15 protein-coding genes are annotated in these 23,089 nt (G+C 58.7%); 9 read left to right on the top strand and 6 right to left on the bottom strand.

All coding sequences use genetic code 11. The annotated features are described in order from the left end of the window. Positions 1-82 precede the first annotated feature (82 nt). From SCM96_04440 to SCM96_04425, 4 genes are all read left to right on the top strand, one after another. On the top strand, positions 83-1,843 hold the full coding sequence (locus SCM96_04440) for an alpha/beta hydrolase-fold protein (GenBank protein MDW7759871.1): 1,761 nt from the start codon (positions 83-85) through the stop codon (positions 1,841-1,843). A 36-nt stretch (positions 1,844-1,879) separates the two neighbouring features. Beyond that, the gene (locus tag SCM96_04435; GenBank protein ID MDW7759870.1) at positions 1,880-3,223 is read left to right on the top strand and encodes a Xaa-Pro peptidase family protein; all 1,344 of its coding nucleotides are present in this window, start codon (positions 1,880-1,882) and stop codon (positions 3,221-3,223) included. A 13-nt stretch (positions 3,224-3,236) separates the two neighbouring features. Then, positions 3,237-4,577, top strand: coding sequence for a M24 family metallopeptidase (locus tag SCM96_04430; protein ID MDW7759869.1), 1,341 nt, complete (start codon positions 3,237-3,239; stop codon positions 4,575-4,577). A gap of 72 nt (positions 4,578-4,649) precedes the next feature. Beyond that, positions 4,650-5,354: a GntR family transcriptional regulator gene (locus tag SCM96_04425; protein MDW7759868.1), complete on the top strand. Its 705-nt coding sequence runs from the start codon at positions 4,650-4,652 to the stop codon at positions 5,352-5,354. Positions 5,355-5,450: 96 nt separating this feature from the next. Here SCM96_04425 and SCM96_04420 read toward each other — a convergent pair whose 3' ends face one another. Further along, on the bottom strand, positions 5,451-8,486 hold the full coding sequence (locus SCM96_04420; GenBank protein MDW7759867.1) for a carboxypeptidase regulatory-like domain-containing protein: 3,036 nt from the start codon (positions 8,484-8,486) through the stop codon (positions 5,451-5,453). A 439-nt stretch (positions 8,487-8,925) separates the two neighbouring features. Here SCM96_04420 and SCM96_04415 point away from each other — a divergent pair, with 439 nt between their 5' ends. The 5 genes from SCM96_04415 to SCM96_04395 all read left to right on the top strand — a co-directional run bounded on the left by SCM96_04415 (position 8,926) and on the right by SCM96_04395 (position 15,735). Beyond that, entirely contained in the window at positions 8,926-10,005 is a 1,080-nt protein-coding gene (locus SCM96_04415; protein MDW7759866.1) for a DUF2270 domain-containing protein, read from the top strand. Between the two features lie 67 nt (positions 10,006-10,072). Next, a complete protein-coding gene (locus SCM96_04410) occupies positions 10,073-11,014 on the top strand; it encodes a prenyltransferase (protein MDW7759865.1) in 942 nt (313 codons plus the stop codon). A gap of 285 nt (positions 11,015-11,299) precedes the next feature. Then, a complete protein-coding gene (locus tag SCM96_04405) occupies positions 11,300-13,480 on the top strand; it encodes a S46 family peptidase (GenBank protein ID MDW7759864.1) in 2,181 nt (726 codons plus the stop codon). Then, entirely contained in the window at positions 13,477-14,532 is a 1,056-nt protein-coding gene (locus SCM96_04400; GenBank protein MDW7759863.1) for an LD-carboxypeptidase, read from the top strand. The genes SCM96_04405 and SCM96_04400 overlap by 4 nt, the downstream gene beginning before the upstream one ends. A 30-nt stretch (positions 14,533-14,562) precedes the next feature. Then, positions 14,563-15,735, top strand: a complete 1,173-nt coding sequence (locus SCM96_04395; protein ID MDW7759862.1) for an ATP-binding protein — start codon at positions 14,563-14,565, stop codon at positions 15,733-15,735. 48 nt (positions 15,736-15,783) lie between these two features. On the opposite strand, the gene SCM96_04390 is transcribed toward SCM96_04395, so the two are convergent. The 5 genes from SCM96_04390 to SCM96_04370 form a co-directional block, all read right to left on the bottom strand. Beyond that, the gene (locus SCM96_04390; protein MDW7759861.1) at positions 15,784-18,525 is read right to left on the bottom strand and encodes a hypothetical protein; all 2,742 of its coding nucleotides are present in this window, start codon (positions 18,523-18,525) and stop codon (positions 15,784-15,786) included. A gap of 199 nt (positions 18,526-18,724) precedes the next feature. Continuing rightward, positions 18,725-19,804 carry a peptidylprolyl isomerase gene (locus tag SCM96_04385; GenBank protein MDW7759860.1) on the bottom strand — a complete coding sequence of 360 codons (1,080 nt, stop codon included), beginning with the start codon at positions 19,802-19,804 and terminating at the stop codon, positions 18,725-18,727. A gap of 49 nt (positions 19,805-19,853) precedes the next feature. After that, the gene (locus SCM96_04380) at positions 19,854-21,143 is read right to left on the bottom strand and encodes a hypothetical protein (GenBank protein MDW7759859.1); all 1,290 of its coding nucleotides are present in this window, start codon (positions 21,141-21,143) and stop codon (positions 19,854-19,856) included. Then, positions 21,133-21,846, bottom strand: coding sequence for an ABC transporter ATP-binding protein (locus tag SCM96_04375; protein ID MDW7759858.1), 714 nt, complete (start codon positions 21,844-21,846; stop codon positions 21,133-21,135). The genes SCM96_04380 and SCM96_04375 overlap by 11 nt, the downstream gene beginning before the upstream one ends. After that, the gene (locus tag SCM96_04370; GenBank protein ID MDW7759857.1) at positions 21,843-23,081 is read right to left on the bottom strand and encodes an ABC transporter permease; all 1,239 of its coding nucleotides are present in this window, start codon (positions 23,079-23,081) and stop codon (positions 21,843-21,845) included. The genes SCM96_04375 and SCM96_04370 overlap by 4 nt, the downstream gene beginning before the upstream one ends. Between the last annotated feature and the right edge of the window lie 8 nt (positions 23,082-23,089).

Genomic DNA, 23,089 nt, shown 5'->3' with positions numbered 1-23,089 from the left:
ATTGCAGCCCGGAAAAGGTCTTTATCCCGGTCTCCGAAGACGGGATTATCTCAATTTTTCTTTGCGGAAGGAGCGGATTGTTATGAAAATCCATCGTTTCCCAAGGTTCCAAGGACTTGTCCTGAGCCTGCTTTTCGTGTCGATCATGGGGGCCGTCTCCTGCATCGGAGAAAACGCCCCGGCTGCGAAGCTCCGCTTCGCCGTCTCTTTCTCTGAAGATCTGAGTCCGGACCCTCTGGATGGTCGCGTTCTTCTGATGCTCTCGATCGACGAAAGTCGCGAACCCCGGTTCCAGATCAGCGATGGGCCCGACACCCAACTCGTATTCGGCATCGATGTCGACGGGCTTGCGCCGGGCCGGGAAGCCGTCATCGACAACGGGGTTTTCGGCTATCCCTTGGAAAGCCTCTCCCGGATTCCCGCGGGCGAATACTGGGTCCAGGCGCTGCTCCACGTCTACGAAACATTCCATCGCTCCGACGGCCACACGGTCAAACTGCCCATGGACCGCGGCGAGGGCCAGCAATGGAACCGTGCTCCAGGCAATCTTTACAGCACGCCGGTGAAAATGCATATCGATCCCCGGAAAAAGGAAACGATCTCCGTTGTCCTCGACAAAAAAATCCCACCCATCCCCGATCCCCCCGACACGAAATACATCAAGCATGTCAAGATCCAGAGCGAGCTTCTCACGGAGTTCTGGGGCCGGCCGATGTACCTGGGCGCCAACGTTCTCCTTCCCGAGGGCTTCGACGAACATCCCGAGGCCCGCTATCCCCTGATCATCAACCACGGCCATTTCCCCTACACATTCGGAGGCTTTCGGGAGACGCCCCCGGATCCCGACCTCGAGCCCGAATACAGTTCCCGCTTCAATTTGCCTGACTACAACATCACCGTCCAGGAATACGCATATAAGTTCTACCAGTACTGGACCGCGCCCGACACCCCACGGATGATTATTATTGAAATCCAACACGCCAACCCCTTCTACGACTCCTCCTATGCCGTAAATTCGGCCAACGTCGGCCCTTACGGTGACGCCATCACCTACGAACTCATTCCTTATATCGAGGAGAAGTTCCGCGGCCTCGGCCAGGGCTGGTCGCGCTTTCTCTACGGCGGATCAACGGGGGGCTGGCAATCGCTCGCAGCCCAGATCTTTTACCCCGAGGAATACAACGCCTGCTACGCCGCCTGCCCGGACCCTATCGACTTTCGGGCCTACACGGTCGTCGACATCTACGAAGACGAGAACGCCTATTTCCTGAAAAGCCCGTTCAAGAAAACACCCCGGCCGGGACGAAGGAACTACCTCGGCCACATCAACTGCACGCTCGAAGACATGAACCACAGGGAACTTGTCCTGGGAACACGGTCCCGATCCGGAGCCCAATGGGATATCTGGGAGGCCATGTACAGCCCGGCCGGAGCGGATGGTTACCCCCGGCCGATCTGGGACAAGAGGACCGGGGTCATCGACAGGGAAATCGCCGAATACTGGCGGGAGAACTACGATCTCTCCCATATCGTGAGACGGGATTGGAAAACCCTGGGCCCGAAACTCCAGGGAAAGATCCACATCTATGTCGGTGACATGGACAATTACTACCTAAACAATGCTGTCTACCTCATCGAGGAATTTCTGGAATCCACGAAAAATCCCTACTACGGCGGGGAAATCGACTACGGCGACAGAGCCGAACACTGCTGGAACGGCGACCACGAACTGCCGAACGCCATCTCACGGCTGAGATACCACCAGATGTTCATCCCGAAGATCCTCGACCGCATCCTCAAGACGGCCCCGCGGGGCGCCGATACACATAGCTGGCGCTATTGACGTTGTGACACCATGGAAAGCGAAAGGAGAACGACTTTGAAAAGGAATCTTGGGATCCGCTTGATAATGGCCGTGGCCCTGACAGTCGGCCTCGTCCTCGACGCCGCCGCCCAGAGGACCGGCTACACGAAGGAGGAATTTCTACGCCGCAGGGCCGTTCTCATGGAAAAGACCGGGAACGGCATGATCATCCTCTTCGGAGGAGCCGCCGTTCCCGCCGGAGCTCATTTCCGCCAGGACAACGACTTCTATTACTACACCGGTGTTGACGATACAAACGCCGTCGTGGTCATGACTCCGAAAAACGGCCGCGCCTTCCTCTTCCTCCCCGCCCAGAGCCCGCGCGAGGAGATGATCGATGGAACGAATCTTCTCAAGGATTCCCGGGGAGCGGAAAAAACAGGCATGGCCGAGATCCACCCCTTGAGCTACCTCGACGAGTTCATCGCCCGCAACGCGGGAGAACACGGCACGAAGTTCCACGTCCGACTTTCGCCGGCCGACGATGTCGACAGCGGGCGCTGGGAGACAGGGATCTTCGTCGGCAGGAAAAACAGGACCCATTACAACGATCAGATCTCCATCGATCAGCACCGCATCGTGAAGCTCAAGGAGCGCTATCCCGTTTTCTTTTTCGAAGACGTCGTGCCGCATATCGACGCGATGCGGGTGATCAAGTCGGCCGAGGAAATCGCGGTCCTCCGCCGCAACGGCAAAATTTCCGCCGAAGCCGTGAAACAGGCCATGCTCGCCTCGCGGCCGGGCGGCTTCGAGTACGAAGTTGAGGCGGCGGCCATGCATGTCGTCCTGAAACACGGCGCACGAGGATTCGCCTATCCGCCGATTGTGGGCTCAGGGCCCAATTCCTGCGTCTGGCACTACAGCAAAAACGAGCGCCGCATGGAGAGCGGCGACATTCTCCTCATGGATTTCGGCGGCGATCTCGATTACATGTGCATGGATATCAGCCGAACCTGGCCCGTCTCAGGCAAGTTTTCCGACGAACAGCGTGAGGTTTATACCATTGCGCTCGAGGTCCTGAAAGCCTGTCTGGAATTTTATCGACCCGGTGTCACAACGGCCGATGTCCAAGCTCACGTGGCCGCCGTCATGAAAAAGAAAGGGATCGATCCGCGCGGCCAGCGAGGCGGAATCGGTCATTACGTCGGCATGTCAACCCATGATGTGGGGCCCCGAGGAGTTCCCCTGCAGGAAGGCATGGTTTTCGCCATCGAGCCGGGTCTTTACTATCCCGAAATAAATCTCGGCGTTCGTATCGAGGATACCGTCCTCATCACCAAAGATGGATGCGAAGTCCTGACGAAAGACGTCCCGAAGGAAATCGATGAGATCGAAAAACTCCTGGCGACGAGGAAGTGAAGGAAACGCTCCAATGAAAAAGGCGCTCTTGGGATTCCTAATATACAGCCTGGCCTTCGCTTTGGGAGCATGCCGGGACTTTCCTGAAGCCTCCGCCGACCTCCAGATCCGCCCGCTCAAAGAGCGCATGGCGATTCAGGCCTCCCTGAACCTGGAACGCGTGGACACGCTTCTTCTTCCCGCCATGCGGGCGGTGGAGATCGACTGCTGGATTATCATGTCGCGGGAATTCAACGAAGATTTCGTGCTCGACTACATTGAAGACATGAAAGGGGCGACGGGAGGGCACCGGAACGCCTATATCTTTTTCGACGACGGCTCCGACAGGGCGCAAAGAATCGTGATCGGAACGCACCTGGCCCGTGAAAGCCGGGTCTGGGACCGACAGATTTCCTATCACAGCGGTCAGGGACGGGAAGGGCCGTCCCTGAAGCCCGCTCTTCGGGAAGTCATCGAAACCCTGGATCCGAAGAGAATCGGCGTCAACACCTCCCGCACAATTCCCATGTGCGACGGACTGACCGTGGCCATGAGGGATTTCCTCGTCGATACGATAGGGCCGGAATACGCCGGACGGCTTGTTTCCGCCGAACAGCTGATCGTGGATTTTCTTGATACAAGACTTCCGGAGGAACTCGAGTATTTTGCCGAGGCAGCGGAAATCACCAAAAGGATTCATGAAGAGGTCTTCAGCCGCCGCGCCATCACTCCGGAGGCGAGCACCATCGGGGATGTCCGGCAGTATGTTTACGACAGGCTGGCCGAACTCAGTCTCGAGACCTGGTATGTGCCGATCATCCGCGTCTCCCGGGAAGACGGCGACTTCGCCGATGAGAATACCGTCATCGAACCTGGGGATATCGTGCACACGGATATCGGGATCGTCTATGTCGGGCTCTACACGGATTACCAGAAGAATGCCTACGTTCTCAGGGCCGGCGAGGACGAACCCCCCGCCGGAATCCGCGACGCTTTCCAGAATTCCCTCAAAGTTCAGGACGCCATTCTCCACGTCTCCCGGGCCGGGGACATCGGATACGAATTGAAGGAGGCGGCCGAAAGGCTGTGCGCGGAATGGGGCGTCAAGGCGAGAGTGTACTGCCATTCCACGGGAGTGCCGGGACACGGCATCGGGGCCTCGATCAACTTCAACTGGCCCGACAGGTACGGAATTCGGACAACCTTCCCGCTGAGAATGGGGGCCATCTATGCCGTGGAATCCTCGGCTTCGACAGCCATACCCGAATGGAAAGGGCGGGAGATTGCCCTGGGAACAGAGGAAAATGCCTATCTCGCCCCCGAAGGCTTGAAATATTTCTATCCCAGGCAGGAGGAGCTTTATCTTATCAATTGATATTTAATTCATTCTGTTTTAGAATTTTATGTCAATGGGGTGGTTATAGAATTTTTTATTGAGCCCGGAGCGATGATGAAAGAGATTCAATTCAACTATCAATCCTTGAAACAATGCGTCAAGGACTATCTCAAGGAACAAATGGAAGGTGGAACCCTGAATCCGGGTGAGCGCATCGACGAAAAGGATTTGCGTGAAAAGCTGAATGTCAGCCGGACACCCATACGGGAAGCGCTTATCGAGCTGGAAACAGAGGGCTTTGTCGAAATTATACCGAGAAAACACATCATTGTCAAAAAGCTCACCGAAAAAGAGATCCATGACATGTTTCAGATGATCGGAACTCTCGAGGCCGAGGCAGCCGCCAGTGTCGCGGCCCGTTTAACCGATGAAGAGTATGCCCGGTTCGAACGGCTTTTCCAGGAAATGACGGCCTCCCACGAGCGAGGGGACTTCAAGGAATACTGCAATCTCAATATCGCGATTCATAGCTTTTTCATCGAAGCCTATGGAAACGATATCTTCAAGAAAACCATCGGCCAGTTGAAAGAGCGTCTTTGGGAGTTTCCCAAGATTCTCATAGATATCCCGGAATGGGAAAAGATACTGATCGAAGACCACCGCAAGCTCCTAGAGCTTTTCAAGAAAAGAGATTCGGAGGGCGTCCGTCGTCTGCTTAAAGACAAGCATTGGAACTACAAGCGGAGTTCCTCCTTCCTCAAACAGGTGTTTTCCCTCTGTAAGATCGAGTCCGAGATCGCCCGAACCTCGCTCTGAATCAACAATTTCTTAAGATCAGGATCCAAAAAAAATGGAGGCCCCCGAAGGGGCCTCCATAAAAATTTCCAAGCGTTCTAGAAACCTCTCGATGGGCTAGAAGATGAACTTGAATCCCAGGCGGACGGCACGAGGTGGAGTAAAATCGTATTCCATCAAGAAGCGGGGATCGGGGGTCCAGGAGTAAACTCGTCCTTCAGCGTCAGTAGCCGTTTTCGCATCGAAATTGTAGGTGAAGCCCTGGGCCTTCAGAGCGTCCGTCATCGGGATTGAGGTGCGCGACATTCCTGCGTATTTCCGGCGCGCGGTTTTCATGTCCAACAGGTTGTCCACGTTGACACTGAACTGGAAAGTGGCCCGGTCGGACATCTTGATGTTGTATTCGGCGTAGAAATTGGTCAGGAACAGGAACGGCGACCGGCCGTCGGATAGGCGACCGTCGACCATTAAGCTCTCCGGCATAGGCAAGGTCCTGCTGACAGGGACGCCGCTCATGGCGTTGGCGAAAAATCCCAGGGTAAGCCCGAAGTCGAGAAGGTAGCTGCCATAAAGCTTGAACTGGTGGGGTCTGTCCGTGGTGAGCGGCCCGTTGGCGACGTTCATGTTTTTATCATAGACCATGTACCACAGATCCCAAACCCGGCCGACATTGGGTCTGTCGCCCAGCCCGTCGTAGTTGCCATAGAGGCGGCTCAGGGTGTAGGAAAAACCGCCCATCCAGTTGTTCGAATACCTCTTTTCGAAGTTGAAGTTGGCGGCCCAGTAATCCCGTTGGGCTCGCGGCGTCTCGGGATAGGCATCGCTGAACAAGCCACCCTGAGATTCAGGACGGGTGTATCCGAACCCGGGATTTGAAATGTAATACGTTTCCCCCGCCTGGGATACAACGCCGACGTCCTCGATGGCCCGGATCATATGTTTGTAAACAAGGCGCAAAGAACCCGAGAGATAGTCCCCCAGTTGCTGTTCGATCCCAAAAGAGAATTCGGACTGGCTCATAGGCCTAAGGTCGGGATCCAGGGTGTCGAAGGACGGTAACCGCCAATCGTAGGTGCCGACGTAGGGACCCAGGGCTCCCGGATTTTCCTTGGTGATGAGGCGCCAATCCCAATGGTTCATCAAGTAATAGTCGCTCTTCCACTTGAAGCCGCCGAAGGAGCCGATGGCCATTTCCAGTTTCATCACGTCGTAGTAGAGGCCGTAGCTCGCGAAGATCTTTGTTCTGGAATTGCCGAAGACGTCATAAACGAATCCCAGGCGCGGCGCGATTTTGTCGAAAAACCCAAATTCTATCGGGGGATACTGGAATTCGGGAATATCGGAATAGCTGGGGATGTCCTCGGATTCGACCCGCACCCCCAAATTGAATGTCATCCGGGGCGCGAAGCTGGGTGTCCAACTGTCCTGGATGAACATCGCCCAACGGTTGCTGTAAACATTGGCGAAGGTCCCATAGGGGCCGGCGTCTCCGCCGCGGACGGCGTACATGCCGTACTGACCCTCGGTGATTTCCCCGGTCACAATGTCCTGGAAATTGCTGCCCCAGCCGAGGAGGACATAAGGATACTTGTATGTGTCATCAATGTTTTGATGGAGCCGGATATACTGGATGCCCGCCTTCCAGGCATGCTCGCCGGCCAAGTTGATGTAATATGTGAAGTTCAGGTTGGCACTCACGCGTTGCTTGAGCCGGCTGTTGGTCACATAACCATCGGCGGCGGACATGTTGGACCAACCACGGGGCCGGATCATGTCGGCGGGAATGTCCTCGAACATAGCGTTTGTTCCCAACTGACCATAGGGAATGGTTCCAGCCGTTGGATAACGGAAATGGTAGCGGGGCTCCGTGGGTTGGACGAGCTGGTTTGTCATGTCTTCGGAAAAGAACCCGAACCGCCCGCTGATCAGGAAGTTGTTCCCAACGGTGTAATCGGCCGATAATGTTCCGCTGAAATTGGGGTAGGTGAAACCGTAATCGCCCCAGTTTTTTGTGGGGCTTTCCGATCCGTCCCTGGCCGGAAGGTCGCCCTTGTACTTACTGAAATTGCTCAGGACACTCGCCGAAAGCCGCAGGCCCTGGATCGGCTGGGCCGTCAGCTTCAAGGAGGCATTGTACCAATAATAGTTTTGGGAATGCTGTGTGACAGGGACATCTGTCGCTGTCGCCCATTCGACGTTCCTTTCGGTGAATCGGGCGACGGGCAGGACCGAGGTGAAAAACCAGAGCTTATCCCTGACGACGAAACCTCCGAGATTAAACCCGCCCTCGAGCCGATGGGACTTGTCTTTTCCGTAGAGATCCTGGAAGTTGGCGTATTCGGCCACGTCCTGAAAAGTTCCGAGCCGCAGGGTGTCTCTTTCCTTACTCTCCAGCACACTTCCTGCGTAGTAACCGAGGACCTCACCGCGGAAGTCGTTTCCCCCTGACCGGGTGATTACATTGAGAACGCCGCCGATGGCCCCTCCGAACTCAGCCTGGTAGCCGCTGGCTTTCATCTGGACCTCTTCAATGAATTCAAAGGCGGCTTCCTGGCCCTTGCGGCCCTGGTCCATCTCGGTGATGTCCATGCCGTCGATGTAGAAGACGTTCTCCGCTCCAGTCGCCCCATCGACCGAAAGTCCTCCGCCGGTCAGCGGCTCTTCATTGACGCCCGCAACGGTCAGCGCGAGACTCTGAAAATCCCTTCCCCTTGGCAGGCGTTGGAAAGTCTCCTTGGAAAAATCCATCCCTCGCGCCGTGCTCCGGACATCGATCAGAGGAGACTGGCCTACGACAATGACCTCCTCTTCAAGCGCGCCCATTTCCAGGGAAACGTCTAGGGTCAGGCTCTGCTCGGGCCGGAGCTGGACTTGTTCCCGAATCAGGGTTTTAAAGCCGGAAAGGCTGTAGGTGATTGTGTAGAATCCGGGCGGAACGGCCAGGATCCGATAGACCCCATTGCCGTCGGTCAACGTGGCCGCTTGTCCAACAAGTGCCGGGCTGGAGGCTGCGACGGAAACGCCGGGCAGGGGGGTTCCGTCGCTGTCCACAACCGTACCTATGAACCTTCCGGCCGCTTCTTGAGTAAAGGCCGGCACAACAAGCATGGTCATGCATAATACGCTTAGAATCACATTCTTCAGTTTTCTCAATCTCTCTCCTCCCGTCTGTTCCATAATGAAGCCCTGCCTCCCTTTTGAGGAGGCACCTTGGAGATTGTCAATACGGTCAATCATCCTTCTTCCTTTTCCACCTCCAAACCACGCTGATATATTTTGCTCTTATATATGCAATACTTGTGCCAATTATTTCAGGCAACTTGAACAATTCTATCTTGTTTTTTTTCTTATTCTTAGTGGTTTCATGATTGAAAGAATTTGCGGTTTTTCTTCAATATTTTGGATTTTATCTAATTAATTGGATTATTCTTTTCAAGTCTTGTTAAAATCCCGAATTTTTAGATTATTATCATCAACACACCGCCCACCAACCAAGGAGAGCCGCTCTTTGAAGTCGGGCAGGTCAAGAGGGATTGATGGACCGGATTCCGGTTGCCTTGACACCCGACCTGCCGTGGCATAGAATTTCCCCATGACACAGGATGCCCCATCTCCTCCGGGCACCGGCTCCTCAAGCCCTCCCGAGCCCGGATGCGATCCGATCTGGACCTTCCGCGGCCTCCAGCTCAAAGCCGGCGAATTCACGACGGCCATGGTCCATTTCTTCCGGGCCGAGGTGCAGCGGGCCAATGTCTGGCGGCAGCGCCTTGACGCCACCACCAATTGGGCCGTGGTCACGACCGGCGCCGCCATTTCCTTCGCCTTCACCCATGCGAGCTACGGCCACGTGGTCATCCTGCTCGACATGATCCTGGTGACCATGTTCCTGATGATCGAGGCCCGCCGCTATCGCTACTACGAACTCTGGAGCACGCGCGTGCGTCTCATGGAGACGGATTTCTTCGCGGCCATGCTGGTGCCGCCCTTTCATCCCTCCCCGGACTGGGCCGAAGCCCTGGCCGAAAATCTTCTGACACCGAAATTCCCGATCAAGAAGCGGGAAGCCATCGGCCGCCGCCTGAGGCGGAATTATCTCTGGGTTTATCTTGTCATCGGCCTGTCGTGGCTGGCCAACCTGTGGCTTCTTCCCCAACCGGCCGGGTCCTTCGGTGAGATCATCCAACGCGCCCGACTGGGCCATTTACCCGGAGAAACCCTTGCCCTTATCGTGGCCCTGTTCTACATCGGAATTCTGGCCTTCGCCGTCGGGACACTCCGTTATCATCAGGCCGCAGGAGAGGTGCTGCCCCGCTACGACAGCCTGCCGGCCGGATTGATTCCCTCCGAAGAGGAAGAAGGACGGAAGGGCCGCCGCGCCTGGTTCCGCCGGACCCGGCGGCGGCAGCAGCTGCTCACCTTCATCGTCACCGCCAAGCCTCAGGAGGTCGCCGCACGCATCAACAAGGAGATGAATCGGGGCGCGACCGTTCTTTCCGGCAAAGGCGCTTTCACCGGCCAGGAACGGACCGTTCTGATGTGCGCCCTGACGGTCACCGAAGTCGCCGCGCTCAAAGCCCTGGTCGGAGACGAAGATCCGACAGCCTTCGTCATCGTCTCGCCCGCCCAGGGGATTTTCGGTAAGGGATTCCTGCCTTTCGAAGCCGAGCCCTGACAAAAGTGCCGCTCCCTCGACCCGATAAAAGATCGTCACAGAATGCATGGAAGGCCGCAAGCCTGCGATGAACACGGAAGAGAAAGTTTCAGCGCCTCGGAAATGGGCCGTCGCGGCCCGTCCCTGGGCTCTCCCGGCCTCAACCATGCCCGTGCTCTTCGGAACTTCCCTGGCCGCCGTTTTCGGAGGTTCCGGTTTCAACATCCTGCGCTTCGTCCTGGCGCTTGCCGCAATGATCCTTCTCCACCTCGGCGCCAACATGCTGAGCGACGTGTTCGACGCCCGGCGCGGCCTCGACGTCAAGGTAACGCCGATGAGCGGCGCCATCATCAGGGGATGGCTCACGGAACGCCAGGTCGTTCGGGGATCGACCGTCCTGATCGCCGCTGGATCCGGACTCGGAATCGCGCTTGCCGCCATGACCGGCTGGGAGCTTGTCGCAATCGGCTTGGCCGGTATCGGAATCGGCCTCGGCTATTCCTGGTTGAAAAGCCGTCTTCTGGGCGATCTATCCGTCTTTCTGAATTTCGGCATTCTGGGCTCGCTCGGCGCCTGGTTCGTCCAGACCCGCGCGCTCTCCCTTCTTCCCGTTCTCTGGGCCGTCTCCATGTCCATGCTGGTCGCCGCCATCCTGCACGCCAACAACTGGAGGGACGCCGCCCTGGACAAGGAGAAGGGGATCATCACACCGGCCGTCGTTCTCGGTGACCGGGGATCCGCCGTTTATTACGACCTGCTCATTTTCAGCCCATTCGCCGTTCTTCTCTTTTTCATCGCCGCCCCGCGGATTGCGGCAATGCCCATGCCCGCCATGCCGATCTCGTTTTTCGCGACAGCCGCCGCCCTTCCTCTCTCCTTTTCTCTCCGGCGCAGGGCCCGCCGCAGACATGCCCCCGGCGGGCGGCCGGATTTCATCACCCTCGACGCCGCCACCGCCCAATACAACCTCCTTTTCGGACTCCTCTGCACCCTCGCCGCCTGGTTGTCCCTCATCCCCGGCCTGCCCTAGCCGAATCCACGGCAAATCGATCCGGCTGAAAGTCTTCCGCGGGGGGGGCAGGGGGGATCCCGGATCCGGAGCCGTGCGTGAAAACGCTTTTTTTCTGCTTTCCCTATTTACCAGCGTTTTCACCCTTTGGGCGGGCCGACCTCACTATTCCAACTGCGTTGCAGCCCTCTCGACGTAGCTCAATCTCGACACGCGCACGGCTCCGGAGCAAGCCGTCGGAGGGTCGAGCGGGGTACATTGACTTCGGCGGTGCATCCGGACTAATCTTCCGTCGAGGAGGAATCCATGTCCCTCAAAACTCTCCATCATACAAAACCGAACCGCCGTGCTCTGCCGATCCTGGCTGTTGCGGTCTTTGCCTTGATCCTCGGCCTGCGGGCCGACGAAGGCATGTTCCCGGTATCGGAGATCTCCCGGCTCGATCTCAAGGCCCGGGGATTGGAAATCGACCCGGCCCGAATCTTCAGCGAGGACGAGTCCAGCCTCATCTACGCCATTGTCCAGGTCGGCGCGACCGGATCGTTCGTCTCTCCCGAAGGATTGATCCTGACCAACCACCATGTGGCTTTCGGCGCCGCCCAAGCCGCAAGCAGCACCGAAAACGACTACATCCGCGACGGCTTCCTGGCCCGCAGCCACAGCGCGGAAATCGAAGCCAAGGGCATGACGGCCCGCATTACCGAGTCGTTCCGCGATGTCTCGGCCGAAGTCCTCTCCGTGGTCCGGCCCGGCCTGTCCCCGGAAGCCCGAACGCAGGCCATCCAGAAGAAGAGAAACGAGATCGTCGCCGCTGCCGAAAAAGCCAATCCCGGCAAGCGGGCCGAGGTCGCCGAAATGTTCGCCGGAAAAACCTATGTTCTTTTTCTTTACACCCATCTCCGAGACATCCGGCTCGTCTACGTTCCTCCCCGCTCGATCGGCGAATTCGGCGGCGAAACCGACAACTGGATGTGGCCGCGCCACACGGGCGACTTCTCTTTTCTCCGCGCCTATGTCGCACCCGACGGCTCTCCTGCGGCCTTTTCTCCCGAGAACATCCCTTATCGGCCCAAAGTCTATCTCGAGGTCGAGCCCCGGGGCGTCGCTGAAAACGACTTTGTGTTTCTTCTCGGCTATCCCGGACGAACCTTCCGGCACCGGACTTCGCACTATCTCGCCTACGAAGAAGAGGTCCGGATGCCCGATGTCGCCGACTGGTACGCCTGGCAGATCGCCCTCATGGAGCAAATGAGCGACGCCGGACGCGACATCGCCATCCGCCACGCCGGACGCATCAAGGGCCTGTCCAACACCATGAAAAACTTCCGCGGCAAGCTCAAGGGCATGGCCCGGGTCGGCATCGTCGAGAACAAACGCGCCGAGGAAAAGGCGCTCCAGACCTGGATCGCATCCGACACAAAGCGCCGAGCCGCGGCCGGCGATCTGTTCGACACGTTTGCGGCCGTTTACGACGAAATCCGCAGCGGCCACGAGCTCAACCAGGTCATGTTGTATCTGCGCCAACACGTCAATCTCTTAGGCTGGGCTTCGATCGTGTATGAAGCCGCACTCGAGCGGGCCAAGCCGGACCTGGAGAGGGAATCGGCCTATATGGACCGGAACTTCGACCGGACGAAACAGCGCATCGCGCTCGGCCTCGAAAACTATTACGAACCGACCGACAGGGCCGTCCTGGAAGCCCTCCTTCTCCGCGCGGCCCGGCTGCCGAAAGAGAATCAAATCCCGGCCTTCGCCGAAATCTCCGGCGCCTCCGATCCCGCCGCCGCCGCGGCGGCTTTCATCGACAATCTCTACGGCAACACCCGTATGGCCGATCCTGCATTCGTCGCGGCCGCCTGGGACAAGCCGGCCGAAGAGCTGAAAAAATCCGGAGATGCCTTCATCGATCTCGCCGTCGCACTCCACCCCATCCAGCGCAAGATCAAGGCGCAAGAGGATGCCTGGAACGGACGCCTCGACCCCCTCTACGCCAGGCTTCTGGATCTCAAGGCCGATTATCTCGCCAAGGACTTCATCCCCGACGCCAACAGCACGCTGCGGCTGACCTTCGGACGGATCAAAGGTTACTCACCCGCCGACGCCGTTTATTATCACCCCGTCACAACCCTGACCGGCGTTTTGGAAAAAACGACCGGCGTCGAACCGTTCGACACCCCGGAGGGGATTTTCGATCTCGCTGCGGCCCGGGACTTCGGACCTTACAAGCCCGAAAACCGGGACAGCGTCCCCGTCTGTATCCTCTACGACGCCGACACCACAGGCGGCAATTCCGGAAGCCCCGTTCTCGACGCCCGGGGCCGTCTTGTCGGCGTCAACTTCGACCGGACCTACGAAGCGACCATCAACGACTTCGCCTGGAGCGCGGATTACAGCCGGTCGATCTCCGTCGACATCCGCTACGTCCTCTGGGTGACGGAGAAGTTCGGCGGAGCGGATTTCCTGCTTAAGGAGATGAACGTCAAATGAAAAGGCGCCGTTTTTTGAAAACAGCCGGCCTGGCCGGTGTCGCCGCCGGTTGGCCGGGCCTTGCGGAATCGAGGGCGGCTTCCGCCGGCGCAGCGAAGCCGCACAAGCCCGTCAAACCGAAACGACTGAAAGCCGGGGACACCGTGGCTCTGGTCAGCCCCTCGGGGGCGACGGCCACCCGCTTCGAAGTGACCCTTGTCAAAGAGAACATGGAGGCTCTGGGCTTCAAGGTCAAGTTCGGCGATCATCTTCTCGACCGCTACGGTTACCTCGGGGGAACGGACGAGGACCGCGCCGCCGATCTCACGGCCCAATTCGCCGACCCCGAAATCTCCGGCATCGTGGCCATGAAGGGCGGCTGGGGCTGCGCCCGCATGCTGCCGCATCTCGACCATGATCTCATCCGCGCCAATCCCAAGGTGTTCATCGGTTACAGCGATATCACGGCGCTTCTTCTCGGTCTATACGCCAAAACCGGCCTGGTTGGATTTCACGGGCCGATCGGGCTTGATCCCTGGAACTCCTTCACGGTCGGTTGGTTCCGCAGGGTGATCATGGATGGCGAAGCCGTCGTGATGCGCAACGCCGCCGATCCGGCCGACCGTCTGACGCCGAGAGAACACCGGGTCCAGACCATCTTTCCGGGCGAAACATCGGGGGTCCTCCTGGGCGGATGCCTGTCCATCGTCTCGACGATTCTCGGCACACCCTATGTCCCCTCATGGAAGGATGCGATCCTCTTCGTTGAAGACGTCAACGAAGAGATCTACAGGATCGACCGGATGCTGACCCACCTGAAGCTGGCCGGCGTTCTGGATCAGGCCCGGGGTTTCATCTTCGGCCGCTGCACCGACTGCGGACCCGGCGAAGGATACGGCGCCCTGTCCCTGGAACAGGTTCTCGACGACCACATCAAACCCCTGGGCATCCCCGCCTGGTACGGCTCCATGATCGGACACATCCCGATGAAATTCACGATCCCCGTGGGCGTTCCCGCGCGAATCGATGCCGTGGAGGGGACCATCGCGCTTCTGGAGCCGGCCGTCTCTTGACTTTCATTTTGTCCATGTTAAAATGAAACCATGTTTACAAGATGGATAGAATCTTCCATATCTTCAAAAAGAAGCGTTCTTGTCCTGGGGCCTCGGCGGGCCGGTAAAACGACGCTGCTCAAAAAGCTTTTTCCCGACTTTTGTTACGTCACCCTGGATGACCTCGATGCGCTGGCCTGGGCCCGAAAAGATCCCAAGGGTCTTGTCATGAGCATCGGACCGAGAGGTATTATCGACGAGATCCAGAGGGTTCCGGAATTGACGATCGCCGTCAAGTACGCCATCGATCAGAAAGACGCCGTTATCATGATGACCGGATCGAGTTCCATCGGCCTGCTGGACTCGACGGCGGACACCATGGCCGGCAGAATCGACATTCTGAATCTCCCCACGGCCTGTTGGGGAGAAAACGACGGTCCGGCCACGCATGGCTTGCTGAACGACAAGCCCCCGCTCCCGGAGTTGATGAATGCCGCACGGATGTTCGAAGATGCGGCGACATACGGGCAGTTTCCGGAAGTCCTGACACAAAGCGATCCGGGACAAAAAGAACGGGTCTTAAAAAATTACCGGGATACTTATTTCACGCGCGACCTCATGCAACTCGCCAACCTTGAAAATATCGAAGCCCTTCTGACGATCATGAATCACCTGGCCCGATCCACCGGTTCGACTCTGGATGTCTCCAACTTCGCCCGAGAGGCCAACGTCAGTTTTCCCACGGCAAAAAAATACCTGAACACCCTGCTGCAATCTCAACTTGTTTTTAAGCTTTACGGCTATCAAGACGGGCCGGCAAAACGCTATATCAAGTCCGCCAAGACCTATTTCGCCGACGCCGGGATCGTTCAAGGTCTGAATGCCAAGCTGTCGTTCGGACAGCGGGTTGAAAACTTCGTCCTGGCGGAACTGGAAAAGCGGCGAAAGATCGGACGGATTCCGGCCGACCGGTTTTTCTTTTATAAAAGTATTTCGGGACATGAGATCGACCTGGTCTTTGAGATCGATGAGACCGTATACGCCGTTGAGATCAAGGCTGCGGAAAAACCCGGACCCCGAGACATTCGCAATCTGACGGAATTTTCCCGCCAAACCCAAGCCAAGTGCGAATTGATACTGTTTTATCTCGGCACGGAATACCGGACCGTCGACACAGTCCGCCTGATTCCGATCGCGGCGTTATATCGAGCCGGCGGCCTTTAACCTGAAATGCATTTCGCTTAACGCGTCTCACCTGTTTCTTTTTAGGAATTACCGCCCCGGCGCCTCAAGAAGAATCGTCGGGTGCGGACCATAGGCCCAGCCGGTCCGTTTCGTGATCACGATCTTTTCTTCGAGCCGCTTTCCCCCGGCTTCGAGAACGACGCGGTATTCTCCGGGATCGACGCGCTCGCGCCTGCGGCGCATCGTCCGGTCCTCACCGCCGGCCGGGGTGCGGGTCATGTCCCAAAAAGCGGTGTGCAATCCCGCCGTGGTCTTCCCTTCGAGAACGCTCAGCACCTCGCCGCCCGGGCCGCTGACCGTGATCTTCACGGGACTCCGGACCGGGTCTTTCAGATAATAGCGGACGGCGACGGCCTCGGGTTCGTTGGGTGTCGCAAGATGGCTGTCGCCCATCATGTGATAATTGCCGATGCCGCCGGTCACACGCTGGGCCTTGGGGCGGGGCGCGAAGAGATGGACGTCGCGGTCGAGGACGGCGACCGTCATCTGCTGCAGCGGCGTGATGTCCGCGATGAAAGCGCCGCGGCCGTACGTTGCGACCACAAGATCGTTTTCCCTCGGATGGACGACGAGGTCGGTGACCTTGGCCCAGGGCATGTTGTTCTTGAGAGCCGTCCAGCCCCGGCCGCCGTCGATCGAAACATAGACGCCGCGCTCGGTCCCGACGAAAAGAAGATCGGAGTTCCTGTGATCCTGCACGACGACATTGATCGCATTCTCAGGAAGACCGGCGCTCAGTGAAGTCCAGGTTTCCCCGTAGTCTTCGGTCTTGAAGAGATAGGGGGTCTCGTCGCTCTCGCGCCAGCCGGTTTTGGCGACGAAGGCCGTGCCGCCCGCATGCGGAGAGGCGAAAACGCGGCTTACCCAGAGCCGCTCGGGTCCGCCCGCGGCGGCGATTGCAGCCGTTGCATCGCGCCAGGATGCGCCGCCGTCCCGCGTCACCTGGACCTTGCCGTCGTCCGCGCCCGCCCAGATGATGCCGGGCTCGACCGGCGACTCCGCAAGCGTCGTGATCGTGCAGAAGGAAATATGTCCCGCGCCGCCCTGTTTCGAGGCGTCGTCCGTCGTCAGGTCGGGGCTGATCTCCTCCCAGGTGTCGCCCCGGTCGCCCGACCGGAAGACGATCTGGGCGCCGACATAAACGACGGCCGGATCGTGGGGAGAAAGAAGAATGGGCGGCGTCCAGTTGAACCGCACAGCGGGTTTTCCCGCCTCGCGGCGCGGCGTGATCAGCGTCTGGACGCCCCGTTTCTGGTCGACCCGCCACATGGCGCCGAACTCACGGTTGTTGTAGAGCCAACGGCCGTCCTTCGGATGAACCTGGTTGTACATCCCGTCGCCGCCGCCCACGGTCACCCAATCGGAAAGCGTGATGCGACCGGCCCAGCCGTAAGACGGGCCCTTCCAGGAATCGTGGTCCTGGAGACCGACATAGATATTGTAGGGATCCTCCATGTCCACGCTTACGGTGTAGAGTTCGCCGAGCGGGATGTTGTACCAGAGATGGCAGGTCTCACCCCGGTCGTAGGAGACATAGACTCCGCCGTCGCTTCCGAACAGGATGCGATGGGAATCCCGGGGATCGATCCAGAGCGTGCGGACGTCGCCGAAGGCCGTCCGGAAGACGCCGTCGGGAGGCCAGTCGACGCTCTTCCAGGTCTTTCCGCCGTCGTTCGTCGAGGCCAGCGTGACGCCGGTCACGTAGACGGTCTGGTCGTCGCTCGGATCGATCCGCAGCATGTTGAAGGAATAGGGAGCCTTGTTGGCCAGGCCGACCTCGGCCGGCGTCACCAGCCTCCAGGTCTCCCCGGCGTCATCCGAGCGATAGACTTCACCGCCGATCTCGCGCTCCCGGGGTTCCAGCCCGAAACGGCGGTCCATGGCGGCCTCGTCCTCCGTGGGGGAACGCCGGTTGGCATTTTCGAAGACGGCATACAGGATGTTCGGATTTTTTCTGTAGACATCCAGTCCGATCCGGCCGATGCGGCCCGAAGGCAGCCCCTTGTCCAACCTCCGCCATGTCGCCCCGCCGTCCGTCGTCTTGTAGATCGCGCTTTCCGGCCCGCCGTTTTCATAATGCCAGGGATAGCGGACCTTGTCGTAGGCCGCGGCGTAGAGAACGTCGGGATCGGCCGGGTTCATGGCCAAGTCGATGACGCCGACCCGCGAGTTGATGTAGAGGACTTTCTTCCAGGTCGCGCCGCCGTCCACGGTCTTGAAGACGCCCCTCTCCTCGTTTTCGGAGAAGAGATATCCCATGGCCGCGACGTAGACAATGTCGGGATTTTTGGGGTGGACGGCCATGCGGGCGATGTGGTGGGTCTCTTCGAGTCCGAGATGAGTCCACGTTTTGCCGCCGTCCATCGTCTTGTGAACACCGTCTCCCCTGTTGGAGCTCCGGGCACAGAAGGCCTCTCCGGTTCCCACATACAGGGTTTCCGGCGCCGAGGGCGCCAGGCCGAGCGCGCCGATGGACAGAAATCTTTGGCCGTCGAAAATCGGCTCGAAGGTCGTCCCGTTGTTCACGGTTTTCCAGACGCCGCCGTTTCTCGTCCCGACGTAGAACGTGTAAAGGCGCGCCCTTTCCGGGAACTCCGGCACGGCAAAGTCCGTGATCCAGGAGCCGGCCCGGAACGGACCGAGATTCCGATAGGTCAGCCCATCGAGAAGCTTCTCGTCAAGACGGACCTGCCCGGACGCGGGAATCGCGGCGGCGAGGGCAAGAACCGCCGCCGTCAATACGATGATCATGAGTTTCAATATTCTCAATAGGCCTCCTAAAATCTATGGATTTAGGGCACAGGGCTTCTCAGTCAATATGACCCGCTCCCTGCACCCGGACGCGGGCATATTGACCGGGATTTATGGCATAGAGTTCAATCCCTGCCCGGAAAGGGGAGGGTTTTACAAGATTCGCGCGGCGATTTCGGAGGCTTCGAGGTTCGAATTTAACCAAGGCTGATATATTTTATATCAACCGTTCGATTTCGTAAACCAAAATCGTGTTCGGCCGGATGACAAAGCGTTTTTCGCCCGGTCTTTCGGGAGCGTAGTGGCCGCGGACACCGTAGGCTTTCTCGGCCGGCACAATGACAAGGCGCTTTTCACCCGGCGCCATCATGGAAACGGCGGCATCGAATCCGGGGTTGACGGCATTCGAGCCGACCTCATAAGAAAACGCCTCGGGCGTCTCTCCCCAGTACGGCTTGCCGTCGTCGCCCGTGCCGACAAAGACGCGGGCGCCGGAAAGCGTCCGCCCGGAATAGGCGACCGATATCCGATCGCCCGGCTTCGGCAAAGCGCCCCGGCCCCTGCTCAGGATTTTAGTTCTCAGTCCGTTTTCCAGCAACACGGCATCCGGCCAGTTTGCGGCGACAAGGGCCTCTTCTTCGGCCTCTTTCTCCGCCTCTTCGTTTCGGACGCGGTCCCAAGCCTGTTCGACCAGAGTCCGGAAGGAGTCCGTCGCCGGCCGGAAGGCCTTGGCGGCCGCTCCAACCCGGACGATCCGGACTTTTTCGACGACATCGCCCTGGACGATTTCAAAAACAACGTCCATCCCATCGATGACACGGCCGAAAACCGTATAGTCGCCGTCGAGGTAGGACCGGTCGCCCAGGGTGATGCACCACTGGCTACCGTTCGTGTGCGGACCGGCGTTGGCCATATTGACCATGCCCGCCCGGCCGTGGTCGAGGCCGTCACGGATCTCGTTCGGTATCCGGTAGCCGGGGTCCTGAGCCGCGCCGCCGGCCGGAATGCCGCACTGGATGACATGGCCGGGAACGACGCGATGGAACACGGTTCCGTCGAAATAAGGCCGGCCCTCGGAAAACGCGGCGTTCTTGATGGTCCCCTCGGCCAGCCCGACGAAGTTGGCCGCGGTCATCGGCGTTTTCTCGAATTCAAGGGCCAGGACGATCCGGCCCTTGTTCGTTTGGATTTCGGCATAGAGCCCCTCGTCGTACTGCGGCCCGCGGCAGCCGACCACCGCCGATAAAAGAATCAGAATCGCCGCCGGGGCAAAACAAGAGATTTTGGACAAATTCATTTTCGGACCTCCTCGACCGTCGGGCTTTCCGGACCCGGACATTATAAAATCAGAAATAAACTTTTAAAAGAAGATAGAGCGCATGGGGATATGTGCCGAATTCCGAACGCAACAGCGGGTATTGTTGCTGGTAAAGGAACGGTCCGTCGCCGAAGCCCCATGTGCCTCCCAGATAGAGATCCATTTCGTCGGTCAAGGACAGGGCCACGTGGGGGTGCACGAGAAACGAATGATCGGGAATCGAAAGAATCCAGGCCAGCCGGGCCGAGGCAATCGGTAGCACGGGATAACGGAAAACGGCTCCGAGAAGCTGGGTGCTCATCTGAAGATTCGATCCGTGGACCACGCGGAGGAGCGCGCTTTCGATGTATTTGGCCCGGGCGGCACCGTTATAAAAATACTCCACGGCGAGATCCAGCTCATAGGGAAACCGCCAGCTCAAGCCCAAAACAGCCGTCACATGATCTTCCAGAAGGTCGTTGGCGAGCGGATCGGGAAGAGGCCGGCGGCGCGTTTTATCCGCGATAAAATAGGCCGCTTCCATGCGCATGTCGAACGACCCCGCTTCTCCGGCGGCGCCGGCGCCGAGTTGAAAGCCCCCATAGACTTTTCCCGCTTGGAAGGACATCTCCCAGCCCTGACAAATCGTGGAATATCGGGCCAGAAGAGCCGATCCGTATCGGGACACGCCGCCCCGGGCGGATATTTCCCTGAAATCCGGGCTGAAGACGATCTCCCGTCCCAACGCAGCAATGAGATTCAGCCCGGAAAACCGGCCTGTGGGAACATCCAGCCGGACGGCATCCACGCCTTCCTTGTACTCCCGGTCAAAATCCAACAATCGGAACGGCGCGAAGACGTCCAGGGGATTCCAGAAAAAGGCATGGCCGAATGTGATGGCCTGGCGTCCCACCGTGAGATCGGCCCCGGGAAGGGCAATGCGGATATTGAACCGGTCAAGACGAAGCCCCGCCCCCCACGATCCGCGGCTCCACGTCCGCAGCGGAGGACCCACATGATAGCGGGGATTTCCGATCCGGGGTTTGAAAAGGCCGGATTCCGGCTCGGAGTCATAATCGGCGTAAGGAACGACATGGATATCGTATCCGACGGACGGCGACGGTCGCCCCGCAATCGTCAAGCGGAATGAAGATCTGAGAAATGTCTGAGAGTCCGGAAACAGCGGCTTGAGTTCGGTATAGGAACTGTGCGTGGCCAGAAACCGGACATTCCCTCCGACAGAGAAAAGTTTGGGCGACGAGAGGGCCGGCGCGACCGGCGCCGCGCAAAAAACGACGGACAGAAATCCGCAGGTGAAAATTCGGCGCTTATCGCTCATCAGAACCCGTTATCATCTCCTGCGGCGAAAGACCGCTGATTCGGCCGTCCCTGATATAAAAGATTTTTTCCGATCTTTTCAGCACCTCGGGATCATGCGAGGAGAACAGCATGGTCACCCGTTTTTCCTCATTCAATCGTTTCATCAGGTCCAGAATGCCGGCCGCGGTCCGGGCGTCCACATTCGCCGTCGGCTCATCGGCCAGAACAATGGCCGGCCGGGCCGCGACGGCCCGGGCGATGGCCACTCTCTGCTGTTGTCCGCCTGAAAGCTCCCTGGGAAAGCGATTCTCAAGGCCTTCGAGTCCCACATCCTTCAGAAGCGCCCGGACGATATCCCGGCGCTCATCCTTGGGCCGCCCTTGGAGCATGAGCACATATTCGGCGTTTTCGAGCGCCGTCAAAACGGGAAAAAGATTGTGCGTCTGAAAAACAAAACCGATGCGGTCACACCGCAAACGCGTCCGTTCGGCCTCCGAAAGTTCGTTCAACAATCGGCCTTCCACCTCGACAGAGCCTGCGGTGGGCCGATCCAACCCCCCGATGAGATTGAGCAAGGTTGTTTTTCCCGACCCGGACGGGCCGGCCACGGCCGCGAAATCGCCCTCCTTCAGAGCCAGGTCGACGCCTTGAAGCGCGGGAACGACAAGGCTGTCTTTGACATAATGCTTGGTCAACCCCCGAACGCGTATGATGTCCGTCATGGTTTTCCCTCCCGCAGGGACTCGGCCGGGGGCGCCTGCGTCGCCCGCCGCATGACCAGCAGCCCGAGGCCCAGAACCCCGGCCAGGATCGCCGCGGCCGGAATGATCAGCGCCGGCGCCGTCACCCGCGTGTAAAGCACGGTCGGCAATCCCATCCCCATCACCGGTTTCTGCTCTCCGAGGAATCTCTCGAAATCAACGCCCCGGAACTGAAGGATCAGGGACAACCCGCCGCCCCAAAGTAAACCCAAAAAAGTGCCGGCGGCGGCGATCCATGCTGTTTCAAGAAAAAGCTGCCTTTTCACGAACCCGGTCGGTGTTCCCAGGGCCCGTTGCACGGCGAATTCTTTCCGGCGTTCGAGAATGGACATGAGAAGCGTATTCCAGACCATAAAAAGGACCAGGATCAGAAGAACACCCTCCAGGATCCAGACCGACGCCTTGATCAGACGGGTCAGGGCATCCAATTGGGGAAGCAGGCTCTGCCAGGGGTAAACCGCAACGGATGTTTCGTCGACCCAGGAGGAAATCCGTTTCATCAGACGTTTCTGACTTGCGGGACTTGAAGCCAGGACTCCGATCTGAGTCGCACTTTCCGGGGGGAGCTGCAGGACATCCCGCAGAAACTCAAGAGGCACCTGGACCAGAAACGAATCGAACTCGCTGATTCCGGTTTGAAAAACGCCCGAGACCCGGCAGAGCGCCTCGATCAAAACACCGTCGGCGCCGGACGTCGCCAGAACGACCCGGTTTCCTTCGGCAACCCGCAGCCGCCGGGCCAGGCTTTCGCCCAGGACGATATCGGGAGCCTTCCGGTCCCGGAGATATCGGCCGGAAACGATAAGGGGAACCAGAGGCGACGTGCGGCTTTCGACGGAGGGATCGACCCCTCGAATCTCGACATAGCCGCTGCCCTGGGAGGATTTCACAAGACCTCTCGCAATGACGAGAGGCTTGACGGCATCGACTCCCGGCGCGGTTTCAAGGGAACGCCCGAGTCGCTCGGCATCCTCGAGATAAAAGGCGACATCCGGGTCCATCCGGTAGTCGGGATGTTCCAGGGTGATATGGCCGGCCAGGAAGCCGACCAATTCGTTTTCCAGCCGATAGTTCAGCCCCTGCTCGAAGGTCGCATAGACGATGGCGAATTGAAGACCCAGCGCGACGGCGGCGACGGTGATCGCCGTTCTCTTCGTGTTCCGCCGGAGACTTCTCCAGGCCATTCCGCCGATCATCGGATACT

The sequence above is a fragment of the Acidobacteriota bacterium genome (genome assembly GCA_033549365.1).
GTDB lineage: Bacteria > Acidobacteriota > Aminicenantia > Aminicenantales > Saccharicenantaceae > JAWSUF01.
The sequence above is the reverse complement of the archived record's forward strand: the minus strand, read 5'-3'. Positions and strand labels throughout refer to the sequence as shown.

Bases quoted from the DNA above. Each gene is read 5' to 3' on its own strand.
- SCM96_04440 (MDW7759871.1), top strand. From the start codon at position 83: ATGAAAATCCATCGTTTCCCAAGGTTCCAAGGACTTGTCCTGAGCCTG.
- SCM96_04430 (MDW7759869.1), top strand. From the start codon at position 3,237: ATGAAAAAGGCGCTCTTGGGATTCCTAATATACAGCCTGGCCTTCGCT.
- SCM96_04425 (MDW7759868.1), top strand. From the start codon at position 4,650: ATGATGAAAGAGATTCAATTCAACTATCAATCCTTGAAACAATGCGTC.
- SCM96_04415 (MDW7759866.1), top strand. From the start codon at position 8,926: ATGACACAGGATGCCCCATCTCCTCCGGGCACCGGCTCCTCAAGCCCT.
- SCM96_04410 (MDW7759865.1), top strand. From the start codon at position 10,073: ATGAACACGGAAGAGAAAGTTTCAGCGCCTCGGAAATGGGCCGTCGCG.
- SCM96_04405 (MDW7759864.1), top strand. From the start codon at position 11,300: ATGTCCCTCAAAACTCTCCATCATACAAAACCGAACCGCCGTGCTCTG.
- SCM96_04400 (MDW7759863.1), top strand. From the start codon at position 13,477: ATGAAAAGGCGCCGTTTTTTGAAAACAGCCGGCCTGGCCGGTGTCGCC.
- SCM96_04395 (MDW7759862.1), top strand. From the start codon at position 14,563: ATGTTTACAAGATGGATAGAATCTTCCATATCTTCAAAAAGAAGCGTT.
- SCM96_04385 (MDW7759860.1), bottom strand. From the start codon at position 19,804: ATGAATTTGTCCAAAATCTCTTGTTTTGCCCCGGCGGCGATTCTGATT.
- SCM96_04380 (MDW7759859.1), bottom strand. From the start codon at position 21,143: ATGAGCGATAAGCGCCGAATTTTCACCTGCGGATTTCTGTCCGTCGTT.
- SCM96_04375 (MDW7759858.1), bottom strand. From the start codon at position 21,846: ATGACGGACATCATACGCGTTCGGGGGTTGACCAAGCATTATGTCAAA.
- SCM96_04370 (MDW7759857.1), bottom strand. From the start codon at position 23,081: ATGATCGGCGGAATGGCCTGGAGAAGTCTCCGGCGGAACACGAAGAGA.